Origin of the sequence: Streptomyces sp. H27-C3 (assembly GCF_030063415.1) — a bacterium.
Taxonomy (GTDB): domain Bacteria; phylum Actinomycetota; class Actinomycetes; order Streptomycetales; family Streptomycetaceae; genus Streptomyces.
Map to the genome: position 1 here is coordinate 101,436 of NZ_JASITA010000008.1, position 24,809 is coordinate 126,244.

27 protein-coding genes are annotated in these 24,809 nt (G+C 63.2%); all 27 read right to left on the reverse strand.

Translation table 11 applies throughout. The features are described from left to right. Positions 1-326: 326 nt before the first annotated feature. A complete protein-coding gene (locus QMK30_RS10130) occupies positions 327-578 on the reverse strand; it encodes a hypothetical protein (RefSeq protein WP_283516943.1) in 252 nt (83 codons plus the stop codon). Positions 579-603: 25 nt separating this feature from the next. Further along, positions 604-1,035 carry a hypothetical protein gene (locus QMK30_RS10135; RefSeq protein WP_283516945.1) on the reverse strand — a complete coding sequence of 144 codons (432 nt, stop codon included), beginning with the start codon at positions 1,033-1,035 and terminating at the stop codon, positions 604-606. 36 nt (positions 1,036-1,071) lie between these two features. After that, complete coding sequence (locus tag QMK30_RS10140; protein ID WP_283516947.1) at positions 1,072-1,326, reverse strand: hypothetical protein; 255 nt, start codon at positions 1,324-1,326, stop codon at positions 1,072-1,074. A 22-nt stretch (positions 1,327-1,348) separates the two neighbouring features. Beyond that, complete coding sequence (locus QMK30_RS10145) at positions 1,349-1,510, reverse strand: hypothetical protein (protein ID WP_283516948.1); 162 nt, start codon at positions 1,508-1,510, stop codon at positions 1,349-1,351. A gap of 19 nt (positions 1,511-1,529) precedes the next feature. Further along, complete coding sequence (locus QMK30_RS10150) at positions 1,530-2,336, reverse strand: sigma factor (protein ID WP_283516950.1); 807 nt, start codon at positions 2,334-2,336, stop codon at positions 1,530-1,532. Positions 2,337-2,803: 467 nt separating this feature from the next. Further along, entirely contained in the window at positions 2,804-4,651 is a 1,848-nt protein-coding gene (locus tag QMK30_RS10155) for a DNA polymerase (protein WP_283516952.1), read from the reverse strand. Between the two features lie 75 nt (positions 4,652-4,726). Beyond that, positions 4,727-7,162 (reverse strand): phage/plasmid primase, P4 family, encoded by a 2,436-nt coding sequence (locus tag QMK30_RS10160; RefSeq protein ID WP_283516954.1) that lies wholly within the window; start codon positions 7,160-7,162, stop codon positions 4,727-4,729. Positions 7,163-7,298: 136 nt separating this feature from the next. Beyond that, positions 7,299-7,811, reverse strand: a complete 513-nt coding sequence (locus tag QMK30_RS10165) for a hypothetical protein (RefSeq protein ID WP_283516955.1) — start codon at positions 7,809-7,811, stop codon at positions 7,299-7,301. 380 nt (positions 7,812-8,191) lie between these two features. Then, positions 8,192-8,458 carry a hypothetical protein gene (locus QMK30_RS10170; protein ID WP_283516957.1) on the reverse strand — a complete coding sequence of 89 codons (267 nt, stop codon included), beginning with the start codon at positions 8,456-8,458 and terminating at the stop codon, positions 8,192-8,194. A 7-nt stretch (positions 8,459-8,465) separates the two neighbouring features. Continuing rightward, on the reverse strand, positions 8,466-8,906 hold the full coding sequence (locus tag QMK30_RS38770) for an HNH endonuclease (protein ID WP_502963108.1): 441 nt from the start codon (positions 8,904-8,906) through the stop codon (positions 8,466-8,468). 167 nt (positions 8,907-9,073) lie between these two features. Next, the gene (locus tag QMK30_RS10175; protein ID WP_283516958.1) at positions 9,074-9,784 is read right to left on the reverse strand and encodes a recombination directionality factor; all 711 of its coding nucleotides are present in this window, start codon (positions 9,782-9,784) and stop codon (positions 9,074-9,076) included. 128 nt (positions 9,785-9,912) lie between these two features. Next, positions 9,913-10,593 carry a BRO-N domain-containing protein gene (locus QMK30_RS10180; RefSeq protein WP_283516959.1) on the reverse strand — a complete coding sequence of 227 codons (681 nt, stop codon included), beginning with the start codon at positions 10,591-10,593 and terminating at the stop codon, positions 9,913-9,915. A 60-nt stretch (positions 10,594-10,653) separates the two neighbouring features. Then, a complete protein-coding gene (locus tag QMK30_RS10185; RefSeq protein ID WP_283516961.1) occupies positions 10,654-11,493 on the reverse strand; it encodes a hypothetical protein in 840 nt (279 codons plus the stop codon). A 176-nt stretch (positions 11,494-11,669) separates the two neighbouring features. Next, entirely contained in the window at positions 11,670-11,873 is a 204-nt protein-coding gene (locus tag QMK30_RS10190; protein ID WP_283516963.1) for a hypothetical protein, read from the reverse strand. 110 nt (positions 11,874-11,983) lie between these two features. Beyond that, positions 11,984-13,342: a hypothetical protein gene (locus QMK30_RS10195; RefSeq protein WP_283516965.1), complete on the reverse strand. Its 1,359-nt coding sequence runs from the start codon at positions 13,340-13,342 to the stop codon at positions 11,984-11,986. Between the two features lie 175 nt (positions 13,343-13,517). Beyond that, positions 13,518-14,099, reverse strand: coding sequence for a nucleoside/nucleotide kinase family protein (locus QMK30_RS10200; protein WP_283516967.1), 582 nt, complete (start codon positions 14,097-14,099; stop codon positions 13,518-13,520). 62 nt (positions 14,100-14,161) lie between these two features. Beyond that, positions 14,162-14,380, reverse strand: coding sequence for a hypothetical protein (locus QMK30_RS10205; RefSeq protein WP_283516969.1), 219 nt, complete (start codon positions 14,378-14,380; stop codon positions 14,162-14,164). A gap of 106 nt (positions 14,381-14,486) precedes the next feature. Next, a complete protein-coding gene (locus QMK30_RS10210) occupies positions 14,487-15,542 on the reverse strand; it encodes a peptidoglycan-binding protein (protein ID WP_283516971.1) in 1,056 nt (351 codons plus the stop codon). An 82-nt stretch (positions 15,543-15,624) separates the two neighbouring features. Further along, positions 15,625-17,382: a collagen-like triple helix repeat-containing protein gene (locus tag QMK30_RS10215; protein WP_283516973.1), complete on the reverse strand. Its 1,758-nt coding sequence runs from the start codon at positions 17,380-17,382 to the stop codon at positions 15,625-15,627. A 100-nt stretch (positions 17,383-17,482) separates the two neighbouring features. After that, positions 17,483-17,725: a hypothetical protein gene (locus QMK30_RS10220; protein ID WP_283516975.1), complete on the reverse strand. Its 243-nt coding sequence runs from the start codon at positions 17,723-17,725 to the stop codon at positions 17,483-17,485. Between the two features lie 11 nt (positions 17,726-17,736). After that, complete coding sequence (locus tag QMK30_RS10225; RefSeq protein ID WP_283516977.1) at positions 17,737-18,525, reverse strand: hypothetical protein; 789 nt, start codon at positions 18,523-18,525, stop codon at positions 17,737-17,739. Positions 18,526-18,529: 4 nt separating this feature from the next. After that, positions 18,530-19,600, reverse strand: coding sequence for a hypothetical protein (locus QMK30_RS10230; protein ID WP_283516979.1), 1,071 nt, complete (start codon positions 19,598-19,600; stop codon positions 18,530-18,532). Continuing rightward, positions 19,600-20,397 (reverse strand): phage tail family protein, encoded by a 798-nt coding sequence (locus tag QMK30_RS10235; protein ID WP_283516981.1) that lies wholly within the window; start codon positions 20,395-20,397, stop codon positions 19,600-19,602. Before QMK30_RS10235 ends, QMK30_RS10230 begins: the two co-directional genes overlap by 1 nt. Positions 20,398-20,445: 48 nt before the next feature. Beyond that, entirely contained in the window at positions 20,446-22,776 is a 2,331-nt protein-coding gene (locus QMK30_RS10240) for a phage tail tape measure protein (protein WP_283516983.1), read from the reverse strand. A gap of 275 nt (positions 22,777-23,051) precedes the next feature. After that, positions 23,052-23,330 carry a hypothetical protein gene (locus QMK30_RS10245; RefSeq protein ID WP_283516985.1) on the reverse strand — a complete coding sequence of 93 codons (279 nt, stop codon included), beginning with the start codon at positions 23,328-23,330 and terminating at the stop codon, positions 23,052-23,054. A gap of 2 nt (positions 23,331-23,332) precedes the next feature. Beyond that, positions 23,333-23,761 carry an HK97-gp10 family putative phage morphogenesis protein gene (locus QMK30_RS10250; protein ID WP_283516986.1) on the reverse strand — a complete coding sequence of 143 codons (429 nt, stop codon included), beginning with the start codon at positions 23,759-23,761 and terminating at the stop codon, positions 23,333-23,335. 42 nt (positions 23,762-23,803) lie between these two features. Then, the gene (locus tag QMK30_RS10255; protein WP_283516988.1) at positions 23,804-24,802 is read right to left on the reverse strand and encodes a phage tail tube protein; all 999 of its coding nucleotides are present in this window, start codon (positions 24,800-24,802) and stop codon (positions 23,804-23,806) included. Between the last annotated feature and the right edge of the window lie 7 nt (positions 24,803-24,809).

Consider the following 24,809-nt stretch of genomic DNA (forward strand, 5'->3'; position numbering starts at 1 on the left):
CAGCTCTGGCACCCAGACCGACACAAGTACGTCCCCTGCACTGTGCGTAGCCATGCCGTAACCCTAGAACACGCGTTCGTATTGCGGTAGCGCTTAAGCGGAATCTCATCCTTCGGCACAGGTGTAGACCCGTGGTCTCATCCGATGGTTGTACGCGGCTCCCACCTGCAATTTTAAGTTCCCTTAAGGATCTTGCTCTTTTGTGAAACACGTCACGTGCACATGCCATTAGTTTTGCTAAGCAAGTTGTTTCGGCGCACGAGAAAGCCCCCGTCATTGCTGACGGAGGCTCAGTTCTAGACCACCGACTCACGTGAGTCGGTGGTCTAGGTGTTCGCGTAGGCAAGCAAAGTGGACCCTTCGACGACGGCCCACTTCCGCCGGTCGGCGCTAGTCGCCTCGTCGTAGTTCGCGGTCAACCAGTCGCAAGCACCCTGCCAGTTGGCGGAGTTGCCCAGCGGGCGGCCTTCGTTTCTCGCAAGCTCATACGCGGCCGTCACCTCTTCGGGCGTGGTCGCATCCCCCAGTGTCGCACCGAGCGTTGCGAGGAATTCCACGCGATCCGTGTTGTTCGCCATTGCTCTACCTTTCGTCCCTCGGGAGCTATTGAACGAGCTTCAATGCGCGCGCGATGCGGGCAGGGTCGTGCCCCAGGTATCCGATGCCAGATGCGCACTTGGTGCACACTGTGCCAACCAACTTGCCCGTAATGGGGTGCTGGTAGGCGCTGTTCCGCTGCCAACCCGCATTGGACTCCACACCACACACGCCACACGCCCGATCCATCAGGGCATTCAGTTCGCCTGCCGAAATCCCCAGCAATTTGGCGCGCCTCCGAATCTTATCTTGGGCGTGGTCCCTTGCCTTTCCTTCCGTGGCGTCCGCCTTGCGCCTGTCTGCCTGCCGCGCGGCTTTGCAGGCTTTGCAAGGTTGATTCCGCTTGACCTCCCCCGTTTTCGGACTCACGCCCGATGCGGGGAATTCCTCGGGCGGCTTGAAATTCCCGCAAGCGCTGCACGTCTTGGCCTTTTCCATTCCAAAAAGGTACCACCGACTCACGTGAGTCGGTGGTCACCAGCGCGATGCGCGCTCTTCGGTCCGGAGCATGGCCGTACGAAGCGGTGAGTGGTCAGGGGTCTCTAGGGCCTTCGCGGCGTCGATGAGCCACGCGGCCAAGTTGCGCGCCTCAACCGGCGTCAGCTTCGCGCGGTCGCCCGGCACGGCCACGCTCAGCGTTCCGCGTTCCTTGTCGGTGTGCCATGCCAGCACGCGACCGCCGTTCTTCGCGGTCAGGGTCGCCTTCGTTTCGCGGGTTACGTTCAGCACGTCGTTTCTCCTTGTGTGGTGTTCAGGTGTTGGCGCGAAGGTTGGTGAGAAGCCCCGCCGTGTCGTGGCCGTTCATGGTGACCGTGGCGACCGTGCGCCCGGCAGCGTCGCGCACGTGGATATCCGACCGGATTCCCACGCGGGTTACCTCAACCGTGCTGCCGTCGGCAGTCGTGAATTTCATTTCGCCGAATTCCTCTCGACTACGCGGCGGCAAGCCACAGTTCGGCAAAGCGGTCTTTGCCCTTGCTGCGGACTATGCGCACTTGATTGCGCGGGATGCCGTGGTCGGCTGAGAGTTCGTCGTCTCGTTCGGTGCCGTAGAAGTCCACGGGGAGGATGCCGGTAAGGCCCATGAGAACGACGCGCTGATGTTCGCCCAGCCGGGAAAGGACCTTGCGGACCTTTAGCCCCGTCTTCTTGCGGCGCTCGCGGTCATAGTCGCTCGGCTCAAGAAGGTCAACCGGTATTCCGCTCTCAGCGGCAAGCGTGTCGGCAAGCGTGATGCTCTCGCCGGTCTCGCTCTCCCCAAGGGGAGCGTCAAGGTACTCAAGACCCTGGTAGCTCAGACGGGCCGCGTACGCCATTTCGGGGCTAAGGGTCCGGTCCTTGCCCATGGCCTCAGTGGTGGTCACCAGGAACTCGGCTTCGTACGGGTCGCCATTCGCGAGAGACAAGGCGCGCTCAAAGTTGGCCGCGCGGTCACGGGTTACCCCTTGGCGCATCTGTACCTTGCGTTCGTCGCTCATGGAGCCCTTGAGCGTCCGGTCAACGAAGGTGAAGAACTCCCCCACTGAATGCCCGTTGAAGCGGCTCAGTCCCTCCCATACGGCTATTCGGCCGGTCTGGGCAAGGTCTTCGGCAAGGCTCTGGTCTGTCCGGCCGGAACCGGTGGCGTACTTCCAAGCCAATTGCTGTACGCGCTCTTCGGTGGCCTTGACGACGGCCGCGACCGCTGCAAGGTCGTTGTCCTTAGCGGCGGCAATCTGTGCTTCGGTCAGGTCGATCATTTGGAGTGCTCCGCGTGTTCCGTGGGTTGCTGGCACTCCTTGCGGAGCGGCAGGGTTGCCCGGAACGGGGCGAAGCACGAAAGACCGATAGGTGACCTGAGTCACCAAAGCGTCTGGACATGCAGGGCATGGCAAAGCCCCGTCCGGGATCGCTCGAACGGGGCTTGCGCATTGCCTTCGTCGTTGCTGCGCTGAACGTAGATTCAGAACAAAAGCGCGACAACGGCGTTTGTGATGGGTAAGACTGCTTGTCTTTATGGACGGTTGCGAGTGTGGCGCGATCTTGATTGGAGTACGCACACCGAATGAGGGGTTGTACGCCTGATTGATGAGGTGAGTAACGGAGTGATCACGGACCACCGACTCACGTGAGTCGGTGGTCAAACCGACCCATAGGGCCCCTGCAAATCACTCTGCGTTGCCCGCCGGCCTCGGTTTGGTATACGGAGAGTGAAGCCGCGGAGCGGTCAGAAATCCGCTCCATAAAGCGAGCCCCAGGAACGACCGCCCACATCTGCCTTGCTCTCGATAGGCACGCCGAACAGGTCGAACGTCATTGCCTTTTCGAATTCGCGGGCAATGTCGGCAGCGTCGGCAGCGGGTATGGACGCGAGCACTTCGTCATGAATGGGCAGGCGCATGTACTCAAGCAATCCGGCCGCTTCCATGTTGAGCATGGATTGCCCCAACACGTCGCGCGCCGCACTTTGACACGCATAATTCACGACGGCATAGGTACGGTCCCTATCGAGTGGCAGGCGTCGGCCGGTAGCCGACACGTGGACCATTCCGGTTGCGCGTGCTTCACGCTGCCACCGGCCGGACGCTCGCTTGATCTCCGGGTAGATGCGGTCATAGGCGGCTAGGGCATTCTCCACTTCCGCCATGGGTGCGCCGGTCTGCCGCTGGATTGTTCCCGCACCACCCCCGTAGACCTTTCCGAACCCAATGCCCTTCGCTAGCTTGCGGTGCGCTTCCGTGAAGTCGGGGCCGAATACCAGCGATGCCGTGAAGTCGTGCAGGTCTTCGCCCGCGCGGATTGCTTCCTTCATGCGCTTCACGTCAGCGAGCGCGGCAAGTACGCGCATCTCAACGGCCTTGAAGTCCGTACTGACCATGACGTGACCTTCGTCAGCGAGAAGGCAACGCCGGATCATCTGGTCACTCGACGGCAGGGTTTGAAGTGCCGGGCGCGTGATGCTCATACGCCCCGTGCGGGCCTGTAGAGCGTTGATGAACGGGTGAACCCTGCCGCTACTGTCCACGGTCTCTAGGAACGTGTCTGCGTACGCTGAGCGCCACTTACCGGCGCGCTTGCTCCGGAGCACGGCGAGCGCAAGCGGGTTGGGCTCACGGATGCCCAGACGCTTCCATTGCAAGTCCATGTCGGCAAGGGCGAGCAAGACCGATGCGTCAACCTTGACGGCCCCGCCTGCCGTCCGCTCCGTCAGGGACTCCCCCATACCGGCGAGCGCTTCGGATATCTGCTTGTTCGAGTTGACCGACTCGACGCCGTACCGGGCAGCCTTGTCGGCGTTCTCGCGTGCATCGTCGCTGAGTGCGGAAGCAAGTTCCCGCGTGAACTCTTCGTCAAGGACGATGCCCTTGCGCTGCATGTGCGCGCAGATTCGGGCTATCTCATGCTCGTACTCAACGAGCCGGTCACGCACGCCCAGCGTGGCGAGTGCGGCCGTCAGGTGGGGCTCCAGACGGGCCGTGAGGATCACGTCAAGTCCGGCGTACAGGTTGTAAGTTGGGTGCGCTAGCGGGATGGCTGCCCAGCCGGTTGCCTTCGTGAGCCCAAGCCCCCGGAAGACGGCCGTAAGGTCCCCTTGGGTATCCGGGGCCGTCCGGTCCACGTAGTACGCGGACAGGGGCTTGAGGCCCGTCCCAATGCCCCCTTCCTGGGGTTGGCGGGGGTCCACCAAAGCGGCCATCACTTTGGTATCTCGCGTGCGGGGCGCTAGGTCTTCTAGGGAGATACCCGCGTACCGGTCAAGGACCAGCCAGTCAAAGGCAGCGTTGTGAATGAGGAACCGGCGAGCCTTCGTCAGCACCTCAAGGGCAGCACGGCGGAAGTGCCCCCCGCGCTCCCAGTGAATGACCCATGCGTCATGCGCGTCGCCAAACTGGACCGTGCGCAAGCGGTAGCCGTCGGAGAATACGTCAAGCCCCGTGGTCTCCGTGTCCAGCGCGATCGGGCCGCTTCGGTTCGCCTCACGTGCCCACGCAAGGAAGTCGTCCAGCTCTTCGGGGGTGGCCGGTACGTGGACGTTCACCACATCCCCGGCAATCGGGTGTCGGTAGGTCAGCACGCGCGCTCTCTCCTTACGCAAACAGGCCACCGACTCACGTGAGTCGGTGGCCTGTTGAGGGGTTGTCGGTGTGCGCTACTTGGCGAAGATGCCGGGTCCTTCGCTGGGGGGATTCGGGTCCGCCATGCGCACACCGGCGAGCGCGATACCGGCACGCTTCGCAATGCGGGTGACCCCCCGCTCTTCGAGCGCGCCATAGAAGGTGCGGCGCGTCCAGCGCTCGCGCGCGGGCAAGTTCTCCGCCTCGCACCAATCCAAGTAATGATTGAAAGCGTCGTTGCCGTTCATGACGTGCTCTTCGTCGCACGGCTCAAGCACGCCGGGGAAGAATCCGGCGAGTGCGTCACTGGTCGCCCGGTAGTCCTTGCTTGCCCTGGTGATGACGGCAGGGTCCTTGAGCCCGTCACGGAACCACTCGACGGCCCCGCGCACGGCCCATGCGGCTATGCCTTCGGACTCCTTCAAGAGCTTTGCGTCAAGGCCGTAATCCCGCTCACCGGGGGCAAACCAGCGAGTGAACGGCAGCAACTTCACGCGTCGCCAAAGCCCCTCATCCTGCCCCCGGAATTTCGGCTTGTGATTCGTCGCGAGAAGCAACAGGAACGTCGGCTTGAACTCGAAGAACTCTTGCCGCAGGAAGCGCGCGCTGATCATGTCCTTGCCGGTGACCCGCTTCAACACCCCCTCACTCATGGGCTTGCCGGACTCGCCCTCAGATGCCATGACGAGACGCGAGCCCCTGAGCGCGGCAATGTCGTTGGGGATGCCACCGGACGGCTTCTCTTCGAATGTGGCGAACGGGGTTGTCCGGCTGATTGCCCGGAAGACGGCCGTGAGTACGTCGGTGGCGACGCTCTTGCCGTTCGCCCCCTTGCCCCAGAGAACACAGAAACACTGTTCGGCGGTGCTGCCGGTAATGCCGTAGCCGACCAGCCTTTGCAGGTAGCCGGGCAACTCCGCTTCGCCGGGGAAGATCTCCGTGAGGAACTGTTCCCAACGGGTGCACTCCGCTTGCGGGTTGTAGTTCAGATCAAGGGTGTACGTCAGCATGTCGTTCTTGTCATGCGGGCGCATTCGGCCGGTGCGAAGGTCAACGGTCCCGTTCCGGAAGCTCAGAAGTTCCGGCCGGTTGTCGAAGTCGGCAGCGTCCACGTGGACATGCGGCACACTGCGAAGCTCAGTCATCAGCGCGTCAATGCGCGTGGTCATCGTGAAGCCCCGCGCCTTCTGAGTCTCACCGGCCAAGACCAGGGCGGCCCCCATGCGGTGGATCTCTTGCCTTACGCGGACTTCTGAGCGACCCCAAGTGCGGCCGTCCCACACGTAATAGCCCAGCCCCGGAGCGAAGCGAATGCAGCCGTCCGCCCAAGCAACTAGCGCATGGGCATTCATGGCGTCCGACTCGCCATAGCGGTTGATGAGTCCGGCAAGGATGCGGGCCGCTTCGCTGCCCTGGTCTCTGGTGACCACGTCGGTACCGGTGCGGTCGGTCAGTTCAGCCGAGACGGCCTCAGCCTTCGCGTGCTCCGAATCGACCACGGGGCGGGCTGACTTGACCGCATGGTGAAGTGCAAGGGGGAAGGCGTGCGGGTCGCGCTCGCGCCAATCCGTAAGGTCGTCACCGGAGTTGGGCAGCCTCAGCGTGAAGACGGCCACGCCATGAGCGGCGAGCCCTTCAGCAAGGCGCTGAGTGAATCCCTGTCCGGCAGCGTCGTTGTCCCCGGCAACGATGACTTGCGAGCCCTTGAGCCCGTCAGCGAGTTCGGCCGCAATCTCAGGGTTACCGGCGAGGCTCGCGCCCCGGACGGCAACGGCGTCATAGCCCACCGCAACGGCTGTAAGCGCGTCTCCGGGCCCCTCAGTGACCAATGTGACCCCGTAGCCGCCTTGCCCCTTGAAGACCCCGTAGGGGGCCCAGCGCTCCCCGTCAGGGTTGCGGAGCGAGACCCACCGACCAGGACACGCCCCGCTCAGGTCTCGACCCTGCAAGCCACGAGCCACCCCCGCGAAGTCGAGAAGGGGCACGGTCAGCCGGGGGTACCGCGTGAACGCACGGGCGCGGTAAGGGAACTTGGGGATGCTGAAACCGTCGTCAGCACCTAGCCAAAGGTCATCGGCCGTGTCTTCGTCAACGCCGAAGCGTGCGGCGGCATAGGCGAGCGCTTCGGCACCGACCTGAGACGAAGGGTCATGCAGCCATTCAACAGTCTGGTCAACGTACTGAGTGAGTGCGGCAGTTGGGCCCGCACCGACCAGGGCCGGACGCTCACGCGGCACCGTGGCACCGGGGCCGGTCGCGTTGAAGAGCGCGGCCCACGTGAGGCTTACAGCCTTGACCACGTTCTCAGTCGGGCAGCCTGCCCGGCACGTAATCCGTACCTTGCCATCGTCGCCACGCCAGATACGGAGAGACGGACGCGAGTCCGCGTGTGCCGGGCACACAGCGAGGTAACCCCCGTCCGCCTCTTCCGTCACGTCTGCGAACCGGGCGAGCACATCAGCGAACTTCATTCGTAACCAACTCCCTTCGTTACTCGCCCTTGAGCGCGAAGGTTGCCTCAGTCCGCTGGTAACTCTGCGTTCATTCCGCGGTGCCCATCATGTCCGTTTCACCCCCCGATGCGGCAGCCGGCTGAGGGCCAGATTTTTACCGTGCGTGATGCTGGGCGCGCACGTCGGCAAGCAAGCACCGGAACGCCTCAAGGTCAGTGGTCACGTACCACTTGCCGGTATCCAGTCCCCGAAGGCAGGCAGCAAAGCCGTACCGTTCCGCAAACGAACGAGACGGCAGACCCAGCGCGAGCCGTACGCGCGTCCACGTGCCGACACTGAAATGCACCTTGCCGCGCCGGACGTTCATCCGGGCTACCTTGACCACGGCCACGCCGTACGGGAAGCCCGCGTTTCGCGCCTCAACTTCCGCTTGCCGTAGGAACGTTGGGACGCTCGCCCGCTTGACGTTCTTGCACTCAAGGATGAACGGCACGGCGTGCACGTCGCCTACGTCGGCCGACCCCTCTTGAGCCGGTCGCCGGACGTTGTGAGCGTCGAACGGGTCAAGGAACTTCCCGTATTCATCGACCAGACCTAGCGCCGCGTTGAGGTAGTCGCGTACGTCTGACTCCCACTGAGTGCCCTTGACCTTGTTGGGGTTAGCCACGAAGCCACCCCCATAGCGCGCTCAGTGCCGACTCAACAGCCCAGCCGACCAGGTAGCAGACCACCACGGCGAGCACGGCGAGCACACCCACGCAAACCCAGAAGCCCACTACCGCACCCACCTTGCGTCAGCGCCGCGCGCTACAGCGCCCCCTATGGCGTCGGTGTACCTAGACCAGTCGGGGCGCGTCTCCGTGCCCTGAGCGAGCCATAGCGTGTCACCGCGCCCCATCTGCCGTACGTCCCCCAGTGCGGGGGCAGCGTCGGCCGTCATCTTCCGTTCCATGTCTCCCCTTGACCACCGACTCACGTGAGTCGGTGCAGATACACGAAAGGGCCGGACGGCCCCGCATTGGGTACCGTCCGGCCCTGGTGTCCGTGTCAGTCGTCGTCGCCCGTGGCGTTCGCCATGATGAGCCGCGCGTGTTCCGCGCTGATCCACTCGGCGCGCATTGTCCGGCGCTTCGTGAAGCCGGACTCAGTGCCGGTCGGCTGCACCTTGAGCATTGGGCGAAGTCGCCCGCTCTCAATGACGGCCGTCACTTTGATGACGATGGCGTCTGAGACGCGTACCCGATTGCCTTGCCGGGCCGCGTAGTTGATGAGATCGCCGGGGTAGATCTCTTCCCCGGCATAGTCCGTGACCACTCCGCGCTTACCCAACGCCGCCTTCTCTCATTCTGCGCTTTCCGTTCCGATCACACGCGCGGCATTTTCGGAAGGGTCGCCCTGCCTTAGATGCTCCGACAAATGTGTTGGCCTGGTCGTATTCGTGCCTCTGCGGGCAATGCGTCTTTCGAAGCTCCGCTAGATCTGACCTAATGGTGTTTTCGGATGGGGTAACGGGGTCTAGGTGGTACGGGTTTATGCACGCTCGCAGTCGGCAAAGATGATCGAGCTGCAAGCCGTCCGGGATGTCACCGATGTGCAGCAGGTAAGAAGCGACATGCGCCGTCCTGTTGGTTCCCCGATAGTGAAAGTTTCCGTACCCACCGCCACCGCGTGATGCCAACCACTCCCAGCACCCTTCGCCGGTCTCCGCGCACTTGCTCACCAGCCGCTCAAGGGCGCGCCGGTCGTAGTCATCCCACGTCACGGCTCAAGTCCTTCGTCATCGTCTACGCCGAAGCGCCTACGTCGTTCGCTGATCACTGCCTTGCGTGCGGCCGGTGGGTACTCCCACAAGGGGCGACGAACCTTCTCGTCCGTCGCCCCCTTTAGGAAGCCCGCCCAACCGTCGGCAACCATGTCGTCGGCCACGGGTCAGCGCTCATCTGCAATGGCGTCGTTGAAGCTCTTGAGCACGTGGATAACCGGCTTGTAGTAGCTGACGGCCCGACCCTTGTTCTTGCCCTTCTTGATGGTGTACTCGACAAGCTCAAGGGTGAGTTCAGCGAGCGCCGGGCAGTCAACGGCCTCAAGGTCGTTTTCATACTCGTGAAGCACGGCCGCCATGGTCCAACTACCGGACTGGAACTTGAACTTGCCAAGCTCCAGATCCTCAGCGAGCCGGAACGTCACCGTGATCGAAGGGGCGGGGCCCATGAAGTCCTTCGCTGCCTGCTTTCGCTCAGCGAAGAGTTCCGGGCAGTGGCACGGCTGCCCCTTCTTCTCGTCCGGGGAGAGGAATTCGGAGCCGTCACAGTGGTGAACCAGCTTGTTGCGGTTCCACAGCTTCATATCCGCGTAAACGGACTCCGGGCCGTCCAGCACAATGAGCACGGTTTCCCGCTCCGTGAACACGTCTATGAAGTTCTCGTTGGCGCTATCGGTCTCGATCGGCTCACCGCCGAAGAGCTGAGCGACTGCCTTTGCAACCACGGGGTCACCCGTGGAAATGCGCCACTCCGAAAGCGACTCAGGCTGACCGTCCACCTGTCGGCCGGAAGCGAACCGGCCAACGGTGTCATCGGAAAAGGTCTGCCGGGGCTTGGGCTTGGCGTTCGGGTCGGTGTCGAAAATGGTCAGCTTCATTCGCGCGAACTCCTCAAGTCAGGGGGTTGAAGAGGGGCGAGCGGAAGAGGTTCCTAGCACCGACTCACGTGAGTCGGTGCTATCCGTCTTCGGCCCGCCCCGTACTTGGCCTAGAGCGCGGGGGTTGCCTAAGCGCTCCACGCCTCAAGGCGCTTGAGGTATGCAGCTCGCCCCTTGGGCGTGACGCGCGGGCTTCGGCCGCGCGCATCCCCCGGAAGCACTCGCGCGGACTGGCGACCCATGGGTGTCACTTCGTAGTAAGTGACACCTTTCGGAAATGCGACGCGCTCGATATCTCCAAATGACATGGCGACATCGAAAGCAATGGGGTAAGTGACCCCCCACTCATCAGCGAGAGCGCGCAGTGTTACGCCACCCCTGTTGAGTTCCTGGCGTGATGCGTGCTCATAGCCCGGACGCATGAGTTCGAGCTGAGTTGTGAGCATGTCCTTAAGCTCTGCGATTTGCTGAGCTGTCGCGTCCTCCCGGACGTAGCCGCCCGTCTTGCGAATGGTCGGGAGGACTTCGCCGGTTACCCAACGGCGGAACTCGCGCGCTTCCGGGCGACGGCTGCGGAGTACGGCCGCGTATAGCCCAGACTCGCCAATGACGCTGACTCGCTGGTCCCCGCCATGGGTACCCACAATGTGGGTACCCATTTCGTCGGCATCGAGATTGCGAATCATCTTCTCGGCGTCCCGGTACCCCAGCACGCGCGCCACGTCCGACGCGACGAACCACGGTTCCCCATCACGCGTCAGCGTACGAACCTCAGCGCCGTTGAACTCGAATACCTCAAGAGCGTTCATGTGCGTGTCTCCGTAGCTAGATGGGTTTCTAGCTCCCTTAGAGCGCGATGGTTGCCCCGTTTATCGGGCACGGCGCTGAGTGCCGGTGATCAGCCGTCCGGCGCTCTTCGCGATAGCGCGACCGATGACGGACTTAGACACGTCCCGGTCCCACGTGAACACCTTCCGAAGCGCAAGGAAGAACGCGAAGATCTCAGCGTCGATACGTACCGGCTTGAATGCCCAAAGTTCCGGCGTGATATGGAGTACGGCCGCGCCGTCGAATTCCGGCATGGGCTCGCTGGACCCGTCCGCCGAGATGATCCGCTCAGCGTTGGCGTACGCGCTCATCTGCAAGGCAACGTCCGGGTATGTGTCCTTGCTGGTCTTCCAATCGACCATGAGCAGATGCGGCACGCCGGAACGGTCCGGGGTCGGGTTGCCGTCTTCGTCCAGCCACACGCGTAGCACGGCGTCGAACGATCCTGCGTATCCGTGCTCATCACTCCAAGCCACGTCTTCCGCGCGGACCAATTCGGGGTTCACGGCTGCCAGGAATGCCGCGAAGTTCTCGCGGTACGCCTCAAGGTCGGGGTGGACGTGGCCGATGAACTCGCCCCGGATCATGCGCTCAAACAGGTCGTGAGCTTCCGAACCAACGTCGGCTCGCACCTTCGTGTACCTACGGCTTGCGCCCTTGAGGTAGTCGACGGCCCCCTGTCGGTCGCGCTCAGCCATCTGAGCCACGAACGGCAGCGAGTCAACGGCGAGTTCGGCCGTCATCTTCGCGGCCCAGAACATGAGGAATGGCTTAGGCAGCATGGCGACCACCGACGTAACGCCGGGGTGCTTGATCTCTGGCCGGTCCGGGTGGACGTAGAACCGGCTGCCGCCGCGCTGGATTGTGCGAACGTTTCCCACTGGTGTGCCCCCTACGGGCTAGGTGCTCTGTCACCTGGTGGGGAGCGTGAGGGTTGCCCGTACCCCTAGAAAGGGCTGAGTGGCCTTCTGAGGGCATAGCAAAGCCCCGCCGGACCACGGGGGCCAGACGGGGCTAGGGGGCGCTTAGGTGGGCGCTCAGGGTTCGGGCTCGATACCTAGTCCGGCTCGACTTCGTACTCTGTGGAGCCCCGGAGCGTGAACGAGAAGTTGCGGTCATCCGTGTCGACTTGCCACAGAGTCACCGCAATGACCCCTGTCACGCTGGGCTCAGGGTCGGTCATGATCTCTACTCGCCTACCGTCCTTGAGGCGGAACATGTCCCCCCGCACCAAGTTGCGCGCTTGCACGTTCTCGGTCATGCCGCTCTTCCCTTCCCCGGACCACCGACTCACGTGAGTCGGTGGTCCCTCCTAGGCGGAAGCCCCCGACCCGTGGCGCGAGTCGGGGGCTTCCTTGTGGCCGGTCTGCCTTAGCCCTTGATCTCCTTGCGGACGTTGGCGAGAAGCGCCGTCAGCGTGTCCAACTCCGCTTCCTGCTCTTCGGCGTCTTCGATCTCCCGGACGGCCTTGATCTGCTTCTTGAAGGCGGTCTCAGTCTTCTTGATCCACGCGGCGCGAAGTTCCTTGGGGCTCTTCTCAGCCGCACCGCTGAGCGCCGCTTCGGCCTCTTCCTCGCTGAGTTCCCCAGCGTCCACGGCATCCTTGATCTTCTTGGCCTCAAGCGCCTTCTTCTCGCGGTTGGCCTTTGCGATCTCGGCGCGGGTCTGACTCGGCAGCGCCTTGCCTGCCTTCTCGTAGTGCTTGTAGATCGCCTCAGACGGCTTGAGGTCCGGGTTAGCGTCAAGTGCCTTCTTGAACTTCGCCCGCTCCGCCTCAACTACCTTGAGTTCTTCGGGGTCTTCGGGGGTGGTGTCCAGCGACCGGACGTAGCCAACAACCACATCACCCATGGCGTTACGGACATCCTTCTTGATGTCCCCGATTGCCTCACGGATGATGTCGGCTGACTCGTTCGTGCCCTCTTCCGGCAGCCCGGCAAGCACGGTGTCATAGACGCTGGTGGACGCCTTCTTGGCCTGGTCGCTGCGGGCCGTCAGGTCCGGGTCCTCTTCCTTGTCAAGAATGTGAGAGCGAATGTCGAAGATGGCTTCCGCTACTTCCTTGCCACGGGCGAACTTCTGTGCGGCAACTTCCTTGACCATCTCGGCAGCCGCAGTGATGCGCTCCGGGACACCCTCAACCTTCGTGAAGTCCTTCGTTCCCAGGATCTCAACCTCAGCCGCCGGGGCCTTAGCCGCCTTCGCCTTCTCGGCATCCTTGACGGCCTTCTCGGCGTCCTTGACGGCCTTGTTCGCTTCGGCCCTCAACTTCGCCTTGACACCAGCGGCACCCGTGCCGGTGATCGCTTCGTATGCGGCCTTGATCTCCGCCTGAAGTTCCGTAGCGGCGTCAGCCTTGCCTTCGGCAATGAGAGACGGCAGGCGCTCGATGTCCGTGCGGATCTCTTCGGCTGCCTTGTCCTGAGCGGCCTTGTCCATCTTCGCCGTTGCAGCCATGTCGGGAACTTCCTTCTCTGCGGTGACCGGACGGGCGTTCTTGCCAAGTCCGGGGATGGTGTCAATGTCGATTTCGGAAAGCTTCGGGGCGGTGAGGATGGCAGCCTTCTTGCCGCAAGCCGAGCAAGTCACGAAAGGTGAGTGAGCGAGCTTCACGACCTTGAAGGGCTTCCCGCACAGGGTGACCGTGTCAGCATCCTGTGCCGCGTGCACTACCTTGCCGGTCCCCATGCTGAAAGTCCGGTAACCCTCCGGTGCCGTGATGCCGCTCATGTTCTCGCCTTCCCCCCGTGGCCCCGCCCTTCGCGGTGCCTTACGGGTCGAACAATGGCACACGTACGCGAGCGCGCGCAAGGCACCGACTCACGTGAGTCGGTGGTCCGATACGAAAAAAGCCCCCTACCTGCACAAAGCAGGAAGGGGGCTCACTCTTTCGGGTGACGTTTGCTCAAGTCAGCGTGTCGGCAAGGGAGTTGAGTTCATCGACCGTGCCCACGTTGGCAATGGTCACGTCGGCCGGATAGTCGTCTAGCGCCGTCTCGCTCTCATGGAGTGCCGCGCGGATCTCCCCCATGGTCATTGCGGCACGCTGGGGGCGCGTGATCCTCACCAGCGTGAAGCCACGGGCCTTGAGTGCTGCCGCCTCATTCGGGTACCGGCAGTCAGTCAGCACCACCGGCAGGTTCCACGCGTCCGCCACGTCTAGCTTGTCCATGGCGAGCCCGACCCAGTGACCGGCGTCTTGCTCGCGTACCGACTGCCCGACGCGCTGTAGCGTGCGCCGGACTTCCCCGAACTCTTCCTTGGCTCGCTCCCACCCGACGCGCCGCACAACGTCGCTCAGCCGGGTCGGTAGGGGCCCAAAGCCCGAAGGCTCATAGGCAACCACGGGATCAATGCTCAGGGCCATTTCCTTAAGCGGGTCGGCAAAGGCAACGCGGGTATAGGCGAAGCGAGTTACCAGCCGTGCGGCAACGGTGTCTTTCCCTGAGCGAGCGCGACCGATTAGGGCAATGTGCGGATATCCCATGGGGCTTACCTCCCGTGGCTAGGTGCTGTCCCTAACCACGGGAGCGCGAGCGTTGCCCCGGATTACGCCTTGCGGTGCCGGGCGACGATTCCCGCCGTCTCAAGCGCGTCTAGGGTCTTGCCGTTCTCTACGCGCTGCACTGCCTCACCGGCACCCAGCACGGCCGCAGCAACGCCCAGAATCAGCGCGGTCGGCAGGGTCGGCACGTAGTGCGCGAGAAGGGCGAGCACGGCAACCAGCACGGCGTAAAGGCGGGTTGCATGGTCCTTGACGAAGGTCATTCTGAAATCCTCGTTTCGTTACGTTGAGTGAAATTCTGGCGCCCCGCCGGCATCGGCCTATCCGGACAGAAACGGACATGCCGGGCACCGCGGGGACGACAGAGTGTTACGAGACGCGCGGAACCTTGAGCGCGTCCCACGTGGCCTTACCGGGCCACCCGTTGGCAGCCGTGCCGGTGTATCCGTTCTTGCGCTGCCACTTCGCGTATGAAGCCTTGTCGGCACCGGTCCACTGAGCCCCCGGACCCGACGCGTACGCCGAACATCCCACGGTCACAAGGCGCTTGCCCATGGCCGCAACCACGGGGCTCTTGGGGTTCTTCTTGAACCACGCCTCACCGGGGAACGGCTGGTAAGCCGGGGGCTTGCTCGCGCCCGGCAGCGTCCCTAGAAGCTTCTTGAGACTGGTCTCACCGGGAACCCCGTCAGCGTCGGCACCGGAGTAGCCCAACGACCGCTGAAAGTCCGCATAGTTGAGCGTGTCGGCGTCCGACCAGTCCGGCCCCGGACCGCTCGCGTAGTGCTTGCCGAACCCCTTGGAGACCAGCGCCTTGCCAACCTTCGTCACCTGGTCGCCGTGCGCCCCAAAGCCGTAGGCAAGCCCGTTGATGGTGACCTTCGTACGGGACGGACCAGACGCGCCACCCCCGCCCGAACTACCGCCACCGGCAAGGGACTTGGCACGGGCAAGGATGTCGTCAAGCTGGGCAACAACCTTGCTGCCGGGGCAGGAAGTGTGACCGCCCCACGCGCCACCGCCCATACCGTGATAGCCCAGCCCCCGCCCCGTGGGGCTCTTCGTGAGCTGTAGCGGTACGCCGTGCGTCTTGTGGGCCCATGCGAGCACTTCGGCACACCGGCTGATCTGAGCGTCACTCAGCGAGTCGCCCCCGCGCCCCTCGTTCTCGATGGAGAGCCAAGTACGGTTTCCGCCTGCCTGAGCCCAAGCCCGGTTAGCGGTGTCAACCCACTGGTAGAGTGCCCCGCTTCGGCCGGTACCGAAGTGGCTCGATGCCTGAGCGGCAGTGTTCCGGAACCAGGAATCCGTACCGGCTAGCGTGCCGTCCATGATGTGAATGACCACGCCGTAAACGGCATCCTGCCCACCGGCCGTGTAGTTGTCTGCAATCGGTCGCCACGTAGCGCCGCTGAATCGTGCCATGTCTTGGGTTCCTCCCATGGAAAAGCCCCGTCAGGAATGCCCGGACGGGGCGAAGAGACCACCGACTCACGTGAGTCGGTGGTCAGGCCACAACGGCAAGCGCCATTACGGCAGGGTCAATGCCGACTTCCCCCGTCAGTTGGTTGACGGTTGCCGGTAGCGCGGTGAGCGTGTCACCAGCGACGGACCACGCGCGGTGAAAGACGTTGCCTAGGTGAAAGTTCGCGGGTGCCGAAGGGGCCTCATTCTGGGTGTGCATGTAATAGAAGTCCGTTGCGCCACCGGCAGACATGAGGAATGCAGCCCAGTAGCGACCAGGTTGCAGAACCACGGTTGCGGAGAGCTTGAGCGGCACCGCGCCAATGTGGTTGTTCTTGGCTCCGGGCGCACTGTCGGCACCGGGGGCGGGAAGGCTGGATATCGTGGCCGACGCTGCGACTCTGCTACCCGCTTCGTTGTAGATACCGGCGAGGAATCGGGCAGCCGGTACGTCCGGTGAGCCCGCCCAGCCACGGGCGAAGATGACCACGGCGTTGACGCTGGTCGGCTCAGTGATGTTGATTCCGGACATGTACAGGCGCTTGACCACGGCAGCCTTGGCGGCAGGGTTCGCCACCCCGGCAGGGTCGACGGACCATGCGGCGAACCCCATTGCTTGAGGGGTCCACGTGTTGCGTGCGACGTTGGGAATCTGCGCAATGGGCACGTCTCCCGTGGCGTCCAGCGAGGCAACGCCGTTGACCGCCCCACGTGTTGAGGCAGCGAGCGCGGACACGTCGGCAGCCGCAAGGGTCACGGTGGGCCCGCTCTTGCCGTTCACGGTGGTGACAACGCCGGACGGAATGGAGAGCTGACCCGATGGCACCTTGCCGGTGCCGTCCAGCGTGGCAACGCCGTTGGCAACTCCCTTGTCGGCAACGGGGATTGCGCCCACATCGGACGGCAGTAGCGCCACATTGCCCGTACCGCCCGGCTGCACGCCGTTCACGGCCGTCACGGTGCCCGCTCCGGTACCGTCCTTGCCGGGCTCGCCCTGGTCGCCCTTGTCACCCTTCGGGCCTTGAGAGCCGGTCGCGCCGGTCGCGCCCACGTCGCCCTTGTCGCCCTTCGGTCCGGCCACGGTGCTAGCCGCTCCGGTGTCGCCCTTGAGCCCCTGAGCCCCAGCCGTGCCGGTCGCTCCGGCGTCCCCCTTCGGACCCTTGAGCGACGCAACGGGGTTGCCCCAGCCGGAAGCGCCGCGCTGCCACACCTCACCCGTGTCGGACCTGAGTAGGAAGTCCCCAACCTTCGTGTCAGCGCTGGGGGTTGATGTGGCACTGACGTACCACGCGGCCCCCCGGATCGCGTCGCCCACCTTGGCCCATGAACCGGCTGCCCTGGTCCACATACTGACCGTGGTGGACGTGATCCCTAGCAGGGTGCGCGTGTCGTACTGCGTGTAGAAATCGCCGTCACGGCCCAGTGCGGAAGTCGGGGCAGTGGAGCCCGTGAATATCTGACTTCCGGCCACCGGCACGTAGTTGGGTGTGGTCGGGTCAGCGGCGGCAATGTCGGCAAGGTCAACGTCCGGTACGGCCTTCGGCAGTAGCACGCTGAATGTGCGCCCACCAATGACGCCGCTCAGATTCTCTTTGGCGACGTACGACCAGCCGGAAGGCTGCATGTTCGGCGCGTCCGTTGCTGGGAGGCGAACGGAGAAATGCCCACTCTCGTCCAGCGTGGCCACGACGGGACCGGCAACGAAGAGGTCCGAGTCTGGGAACGTCAGAAGTGACGGAGCGTTGAACGTCACCGTTCCGGCGAGCGGTCGGCCGTCCGGCCCCATGTAGGTACCGTGCACGACGACCGTAGGAATGTTGGCGGGTAGCGCTGCCAATCGAACCCCCTAGGCATGAAAGAGACCACCGACTCACGTGAGTCGGTGGTCTGCGGTGTACGTGTCAGCGGCTCAGAAGCTCAGCAATCTGAGCCTGTAGCGCGGCGTTCTCGCGCCTGAGTGCGCGAACCTCCACGTGAAGCGCGGCAAGCTCTTCTGACTGCCGCTCGACCTTGCTTCGATAGGCTTCCGCCTCTTCCTTCCATGACGCTTCCATGCCGGTGCGGAACTTCCGCAGGGAGATAGCCAGGAAGACCAGAAGGGGAATGACGATCTCAGCGACGCCGTAAAGGCGGGTGAAGTCCATTGCTCACATCCTCATACGCCGAAGAACGGCTCTGTTAGATCCGGCCCACGCCCCCACGCCGCGCCACTTCCCTTGATCCACGCCCAGCCGTTTTCGCTGGCTTCGGGAATGCGGGTCTGCGGTAGGCCGACGCAATATTGCATTGCGGAAATGCTGTACGAGCCTTCGTCGGCATTCGGCACGGTCACGAAGTCGGGGGCCCACGGGCTACCGGCCCGATACGTCGGCACCCACCACCATTTACCGTCGTCGTCCTGTTTGTAGCCCCAGTTCAGAATGTTGCCGTTGATGGCTGAATCTTCGGGGGCGGCAATGGCGTAGATGGTTCGCCCCTTGGGGTTCTCCGGGCCCTTCTTGTACCGGTGCTGTAGCTCGATGGTGTAAACGGTGGTGTCGTCCTGGTAGTCCCAGCCGAACGGGATTCCATGAATCCAGCGGAGGACCACAACGCCAATGGTGCGGCTCGCGTTGCCGGTCAGGTTCAGCACGCCGGACGCGCTGACTATCTCGCGTGACGCGTTGCCGGTGTGCCGGAATGCGGCTAGCCGTATCTCGGCTTCCCGCTTGCCGGTGTAAAGGAAGTCCGTAATGAACTTGCACTCAACGCGGTCGAAGGTGAGCCCCGTAGCGTTGGAGACGCTGACGGACGACCAGACGTTACTACCCACGGGCGGGCGGCCCTGAGCGGCCCACTCAACGGGCGGGTACCGGTCGAAGCTGTTGACCGGTGCCGGGGCTCGCTCAATGGCCGTCATGCGCCGCTTGAGTTCGGACAGTTCGTTTACCAGGGACGGGGGCACGGCGTTAGCTTGGGTTGGCATTGCTCCACAGTTCCTTACTCGCTAGAGCGAGCTTGATGGACTCGCTTCCGTTGGCGTCAACGGCCGTCGCGCACTCCGTCACGATGAATTCGTCGTACAGCGCGATGTAACCGGCATCAACGTCAATGGCCGTCACGTCGCCCGGCACGAAGTCAAGGGGGCTGTACTGGTCCGGGTAGAGCGTGAGTTCTGGAATGGCGACCGGCACGGCCCCCGCATTGATGGTGGCCTGTGCTTTATCTATGAGCGTCTTGGTTTCCTTCACGTCGGCGTATGAGCCGACCATGACGCGCTCAGGCATTCGGGCGGCAAGTGAGGGGTTCTCGAAGATGCCGACCAGCTTTTCCCCGTTGCCCTTGTCGGCACCGACCGCATAGGCGACCGTGGCTAGCGCGGTGCTGTCGTAGCTCACACCGGTCACGTTGCAGTTCACGCGGTGCGTCAGCGAGCGCGTGGCAGCCGTACCGGCACGGCTGGAAATGACGAAGCGGTGCCCGACCTTCTTACCGGCCGTGACCCAGTAAGGGACGTACCGGAAGTTGAACCCCCCGATGTTGTCGGCAAGCTCTTCGATGGCCTCAGCGGCATTCTTGAGTTCGTACCGGGTCCATATCGTTGTTCTCAAGTGGCCGGTAGCCGCCATGCCGCTTGCATCCGTGCCAATGCCGTTGTCGGCGTTAAAGTAGTCGAAGAACCGTTTGAGAATGACGGCTTGCTCCGTGGTGCGTGTCGCCCAGCCGGTGACGAAGTGACGGCCCTGGTAGTGCGAGTGATAGCCGGACGCATTGAGCGTCAGCGTCCCAGCCGCAATGTCAGCGGCTAGAGCCCAGAGAATCCCGCCCCACACCGGCAGCCCGTTACGGAGGATGACAAGGCCGCTGATACCGGGGCTCAGTGAGTTCGGGTCGGCTTCCGGCGCGAATAGCGGAATGCCGACCGTGGCCGTTCCGGCAGCATTCAGCGAGTGCGTGAACTGGATTGCGGTAACCGGCAGCACAGCAACGACATTGCCTGTCTTGAGGTCCGTCTGAACGACGGAGTATGCGGCACTCATCAGACCCACCTATTCCGCCACATGAGGCTAGCCACCGTGGCGCGCGTGGTCGCTTCACTGGTGAGGCTTAGCCGGTGGTCCCCGTATCCGTATTCCGGCCACGTGCTACCGGCAGTGATCTTGTCGTTCAGGTTCGTGCCGGTGCTTGAGGTCACGGTCTGGGCCGCACTGTTGATGGTCGCGTTTCCCCCGTAGGTCAGACCGAAGAACTGACCGGTGGTCTCATCCGTCAGCTTGATGTTCTTGGCGTTGTCCAGCGCAATCACGGGGAGCGCGGCAACCGAACCGGCTTGCCGGAACCTGAGCTTGGGGTCAGTGCCACCGAAGGGGCTTGCCAGGCTCAGCGAGACCAGTGCGTCACCGTAGGCGTATGGGTCGGTCGCGAAGAGTTCGACGGACACGTTGCACACCATGTGTGCGAAGTTCAGGTCAAGCGGTGCCGTGCGCTTGCGCGGGCGCACGTTCACGAAGGCCGTTCGGTCGCCCGCTACGCCGGGGAAAAGGAACCGTAGGGGTCTTTCCCTGTCGGCAGGCGCGAAGGCCGCATAGATGGCGCTCAGCGCTTCCGTGAACTCTTCCCGCGTACTGCCGTAGACCTCAAGCGTGAGGACCACCGCGCGCCCGTTCATGTAGTCGTCACCGGGGTAAAGCCCGTGCTTCTGGACAAGGGTCAGGTCCGCCGTCCGCATGTCCGGCAGCGAGAGCAAGCCGTCAACGGCCGCAAGGGATATGGCGGAGTCGGGCGACCCCATGACCAGACCGTTGTACTCGCATGTCCAGTCGTCCAACTCCGCCATGCCTGCCCCCTGTTGAGTTCGGACCACCGACTCACGTGAGTCGGTGGTCTACCGGGGCGCGACCCGAAGGGCCCAAGCCACTTCGCGCCCGATTGCGTGCGGGTCGGCGTTGCTGGTCACGTTGACCACCACGCCACTACTTGCCGGGGCAGCGTGGTTCGGGACCACGTGAGAACCGCCGGGAAGGTTCAGCCACTCCGGGCCACGCTCGCCAACCCTGGTCAGACCGGAAGCCGGACCACCCATAGCGCGGATCTTGGGAATGGGGTTGGCGGGGATATCGACACCCACGGGGCCAATTCCAATGCGGTCGGGAATGGCCCAGTTGAGTAGGTCGACAAGGGAGTTGATAGACGCCTTGATGCCGCGCCCAACGGCAGCGCCGATGTTCTGCCCGAAGCTCGATAGCTTGGACAGTCCCTCGCCTAGCTTGCTGATCAGCGCCCCACCGACGTTGCGGGCCGCGTTGCCGACACTGCCGACGAAGGCAAGCACCCTTCCGGGTAGGTCCCGGAAGAATCCGACTACGGCGTCTAGTCCGGCCTTCGCCTTGTCCCGGACCCACATAAAGGCTTCGGCCGTCTTCACCTTGATGGTGTCCCAATGCTTGATGAGCAAGCCGGGGCCGGTGAAGTTCAGGAACAGATTCTTGAGCCATTCGAAGACGGCTTTGACCTTGTTCCAAACCCACTCGAAGGCTTCACCGGTCCATTTCTGGATGTTGTCCCAGTTGGCCCAGATCAGAAGGGCGAGCCCCACAATGGCCGCGATGATGAGCGGGATAGGGCCCATGGCGAGAAGCCACGCGGCAGCCATGCGGGCCGCGTGAAGCATGGCCTGAGTCCCCATGAGGACCCACGTAGCGACCATGATTGCGCCGTTGAGGATCGCGGCAGCCGCACCGGCCACCCACTGACCCACCACGATTGCCCCGGATATAAGCGCCTGTACGCCGACCTTGAGCCACCCACCGACCACCGACCATGAGGCGGCAACCTGAGTCAGTGCTGAGCCGGTCGAAGCGGTCGCGCTGGTTATCCACGCACCGACCGCAAGGGCGGCAGACACGACGGACTGAACGCCCCACTGAATGAGTGCGGGCAGCATGACGGCCGTAAGGATTCCGGCCACGGTGAGAATGGGGGTCTTGTTCTGTTCCACCCATCCGGCGAGCGCGGCGAACTTGTCGGCCAGTGTCTCAATGGCGGGAAGCGCGATGCCCCCGATTACGTCAACGGCAAGGGTCTGGAGACCACGCCAGAAGGCCGTAAGTTTCTGTGACGCGTTGTCGTGCATCACGTCGCCCGCGCTCTTCGCGGCCCCCTCAATCTTGCCGAGTGAGCCCGCCGCCTTGTCCACGTTCAGCGAGAAGAGGGCAGCGCCCAAGTCTTCACCAGGACCACCGAACAGAGTCTTGACAGCGTTTGCCCGCTCAGCCGACGCGGGCATTTTGGCGAGCGCGTCAAGCACCTTGTCCATAGCACCTTTGGCGCTATCGCCACCGGCCGCAACGTCAGCGGCAATCTGCTTTCCGTTCAGGCCGATTGAGTCAAAGGTCTCTTCAACGGCCGCGCCACCGGCACCGGCAACAAGGCTGAATTCCTTGATTGCGTCGGCCACCAAGTCGGCGTCACGGGCACCGCCCTTGAGCCCCTGACTGATAAGACCCATGGCGTCTTTGCCGTTGAGCCCCAGCGTCCGGAAGTTCGTTGAGTATTCGTTGAAGGTGTCTAGCAAGTCCTCGGCTTTGTTGCCGCCCTCTTGCGCGCCCTTGACGAGAATGTCAAACGCTTCGTCGGCGTTCTTCGCCATGCCGGTCTTGAGCATCTGACCGACGCTGTTAGCGGTCGGCCCGACTTCGTCACCTAGGACGTTGGCAACGTCCATGGCCTTCTTGCTGATGTTCGCCATTTCGTCTGCGGTGGCACCGGCCGGAACTAGACCTTGCTGCCACAGACCTTTTAGCGCCTCATTCGCGTCGGCAATGGATTCGCCGTATCCGGCCGAATAGATCGCCCCGGCTGCCTCGCCCAGCCGCTTAGCTTCGTCGGGGTTAGCGCCAAGCTGAGCGGCAAGAAGGTCGTTACCGGCTTCCCGGTCCATTGCCTCACCAATACCGGCAATGAGAGCGGCCCCTACCGCGATACCGGCAGCGGCAGCGAGCCCGCCAAAACTCTCGGCAAGCCCGCCCAGCGAGTCACCCGCTCCGTCAGCGCCGTTGGCGACTTCGTCACCCAGCCGCCCGGCTTCCTCCGTGGCCGCCCGTAGCGCGTCCTCAACCTCATCAGCGAAGGCCGTGACATCTGAGGTTCCCTCGTTGAGGGACCGGCTCAGGTCGTCCAGATCGCCCAGCAAAGTAATCGTGATCGGCTTAGCCATGACACCCCCCGTTGTTACGCTGCGTATATCCCGCGGCCCAGCCGGCGAGGGGTTTTGATATACACAGAGTGAGAATTACGTCATGACTGGCGTCCGTCGCTCCCCTTGCGCCGGACCCCCGGAACGGCCGCGCGAGCCGCGCCGGTCCTGGTTCTTCTGTGCCTCAACGTCCGCGATCATCTGGTCAGTCAGCGTGTGAAAGTCCCTCAGCGAGAGCGCGCGTACGTCCGACCACGTGAGCCCCCGGAAGTGGCCGACCAGACGCGCGCACGTGATCACTCGCTGAGCGCGGTAGGGTCCTTCGGCTTGTTCTTGAGCGTGATTCGCAGCTTGCCCGCATCGTCCGCCGAAAAGGTCGGGTCCTCACGGCGCTTGATGACGACGGCCATAGCGCGAAGCATCTTGCCCTTTCGCATTCCCGGCTTGCCGAGACTGTCTAGCGGGCCGTCAATGATGTCTTCGATGGTCTCGATCTCATCAATCGACAGACTGTCGATGTCGATGGAAAGGATGTCGCCCAGGCTGCCAGCGTCCACGGTCTTCTTAGCGCCCATTTTCAGCTCTCCAATTTGTCGCGGAGTACGGCGGCAATCTCACGCTCGTACGTCTGAGAGACCTTGTCGCTATTGCGCGCCATGGCTCTGTAAAGGAATCGGTTCGGGCTAATGCCCCTCTTCGGGAATCCGAAGTGAATAGCCCCGGCGTACGGAGCGCGGGCGGACGTTCCCGCCTTGATGGCAGCGGAGTTGGCCGACGCGACCACCTTGACGGACTTGGCCAACTTGCCGGGCCGGTATCTCTTGTTGTCCTTCGGGGTCCGCGTGTGCTGTGGTACACCCTTCTGGGCATCCGGCTTGACTATCTCCGCTGCCTCTTTGTTGGCCTCTCGCACCTTCTTGGAAAGGTCTTTGTCCTTGAGCTGACGAAGGGTCTTCTTCAGTTGGTTGAGCCCTTCGACCTGTACCGAGAATTGCGAGCGCCCCACGCTTCCCCCTTGACCACCGACTCACGTGAGTCGGTGGCTTCGCTACTTCGCCGGAACAAAGCCGGGGGTGGGTTCGACGTACGTGACCTTGAGTGCGGACCGGCCGTCTCCGGGGTCCAGCACGCGGAACGGAAGCTCAGTCACGGTCACGTCATCAACCGACGCTTCGGGACTGTCGCCCGTGAACTGGATTGCCGGGGCTTCGATCTTCATTGACGTGCCGGGCAGGATGCCCGCGAAGTCGATGACGAGTGACCCGACCTTGCCGCCAATGAACGCTTCGTACAGCTTCACGGCCTCAGTGGTGAACTCGCCCTCTAGCGTGCCCTCATACGTGGGCATGGCCGCGCGTACGGGAGTCTTCTTGAGCGCGTTACCGCGCAGGAACCGGCGGTCAACCTTCATGCCACGGTCGCCGGTCAGCTCAAGCTTGTTCGCGTCCACGATTACGGCGTTGCCGTCGATGGTCAGCGAGATAGCCGTACGCGTCCAGTCGTACACGTACGACTCATCCGGGTACACAATCGGGAGCGCGTCAGCGGGCTTGTCCGAATGGGACACGTCCTGAAAGTCGAACGTGGCCGTGAGGGTCACGGGGTTCTCAACCTCAGAGGTGAGTTCCCATTCCGTGACGACGCATCCGACGTGCTTGTAGGCGACCGTCTTGCCGTCCGTGGTCGGCCGTAGCATCTGTGCCGTGAACGAGGGGGACGCACTGTTAGAGCCCGTCTCGAAGACGTGCGTGGTAAGCCCCGTGGTCGCGTTCGGGATACCGCCGTTGTAGGTGTCGAACGAACCGGCCAGAAGGGCAGCGGCCCCGGCGTCCAGTACGTCAATCTCTAGTTCGCCCTCACCGCCCATGTTGATAATGTTTCGCCGGTCGGCTCGCGCCGTCTGCATACCGGCACGGAAGCCCACGGATTCGATGAACTCGCGCGTGGTCTTCCAACTGTCGGACTTGCCCTCATAGCCCAATGTGCCCGTGGCAGCGGTGCCGTAAGTCGTTTCCTTGCCAATACCGATGGCAGCGTCTAGCGCCATGTGTTCC

Bases quoted from the DNA above. Each gene is read 5' to 3' on its own strand.
- QMK30_RS10130 (WP_283516943.1), bottom strand. From the start codon at position 578: ATGGCGAACAACACGGATCGCGTGGAATTCCTCGCAACGCTCGGTGCG.
- QMK30_RS10135 (WP_283516945.1), bottom strand. From the start codon at position 1,035: ATGGAAAAGGCCAAGACGTGCAGCGCTTGCGGGAATTTCAAGCCGCCC.
- QMK30_RS10145 (WP_283516948.1), bottom strand. From the start codon at position 1,510: ATGAAATTCACGACTGCCGACGGCAGCACGGTTGAGGTAACCCGCGTG.
- QMK30_RS10150 (WP_283516950.1), bottom strand. From the start codon at position 2,336: ATGATCGACCTGACCGAAGCACAGATTGCCGCCGCTAAGGACAACGAC.
- QMK30_RS10160 (WP_283516954.1), bottom strand. From the start codon at position 7,162: ATGAAGTTCGCTGATGTGCTCGCCCGGTTCGCAGACGTGACGGAAGAG.
- QMK30_RS10175 (WP_283516958.1), bottom strand. From the start codon at position 9,784: ATGAAGCTGACCATTTTCGACACCGACCCGAACGCCAAGCCCAAGCCC.
- QMK30_RS10180 (WP_283516959.1), bottom strand. From the start codon at position 10,593: ATGAACGCTCTTGAGGTATTCGAGTTCAACGGCGCTGAGGTTCGTACG.
- QMK30_RS10190 (WP_283516963.1), bottom strand. From the start codon at position 11,873: ATGACCGAGAACGTGCAAGCGCGCAACTTGGTGCGGGGGGACATGTTC.
- QMK30_RS10195 (WP_283516965.1), bottom strand. From the start codon at position 13,342: ATGAGCGGCATCACGGCACCGGAGGGTTACCGGACTTTCAGCATGGGG.
- QMK30_RS10200 (WP_283516967.1), bottom strand. From the start codon at position 14,099: ATGGGATATCCGCACATTGCCCTAATCGGTCGCGCTCGCTCAGGGAAA.
- QMK30_RS10205 (WP_283516969.1), bottom strand. From the start codon at position 14,380: ATGACCTTCGTCAAGGACCATGCAACCCGCCTTTACGCCGTGCTGGTT.
- QMK30_RS10210 (WP_283516971.1), bottom strand. From the start codon at position 15,542: ATGGCACGATTCAGCGGCGCTACGTGGCGACCGATTGCAGACAACTAC.
- QMK30_RS10220 (WP_283516975.1), bottom strand. From the start codon at position 17,725: ATGGACTTCACCCGCCTTTACGGCGTCGCTGAGATCGTCATTCCCCTT.
- QMK30_RS10230 (WP_283516979.1), bottom strand. From the start codon at position 19,600: ATGAGTGCCGCATACTCCGTCGTTCAGACGGACCTCAAGACAGGCAAT.
- QMK30_RS10235 (WP_283516981.1), bottom strand. From the start codon at position 20,397: ATGGCGGAGTTGGACGACTGGACATGCGAGTACAACGGTCTGGTCATG.
- QMK30_RS10240 (WP_283516983.1), bottom strand. From the start codon at position 22,776: ATGGCTAAGCCGATCACGATTACTTTGCTGGGCGATCTGGACGACCTG.
- QMK30_RS10245 (WP_283516985.1), bottom strand. From the start codon at position 23,330: ATGGGCGCTAAGAAGACCGTGGACGCTGGCAGCCTGGGCGACATCCTT.
- QMK30_RS10255 (WP_283516988.1), bottom strand. From the start codon at position 24,802: ATGGCGCTAGACGCTGCCATCGGTATTGGCAAGGAAACGACTTACGGC.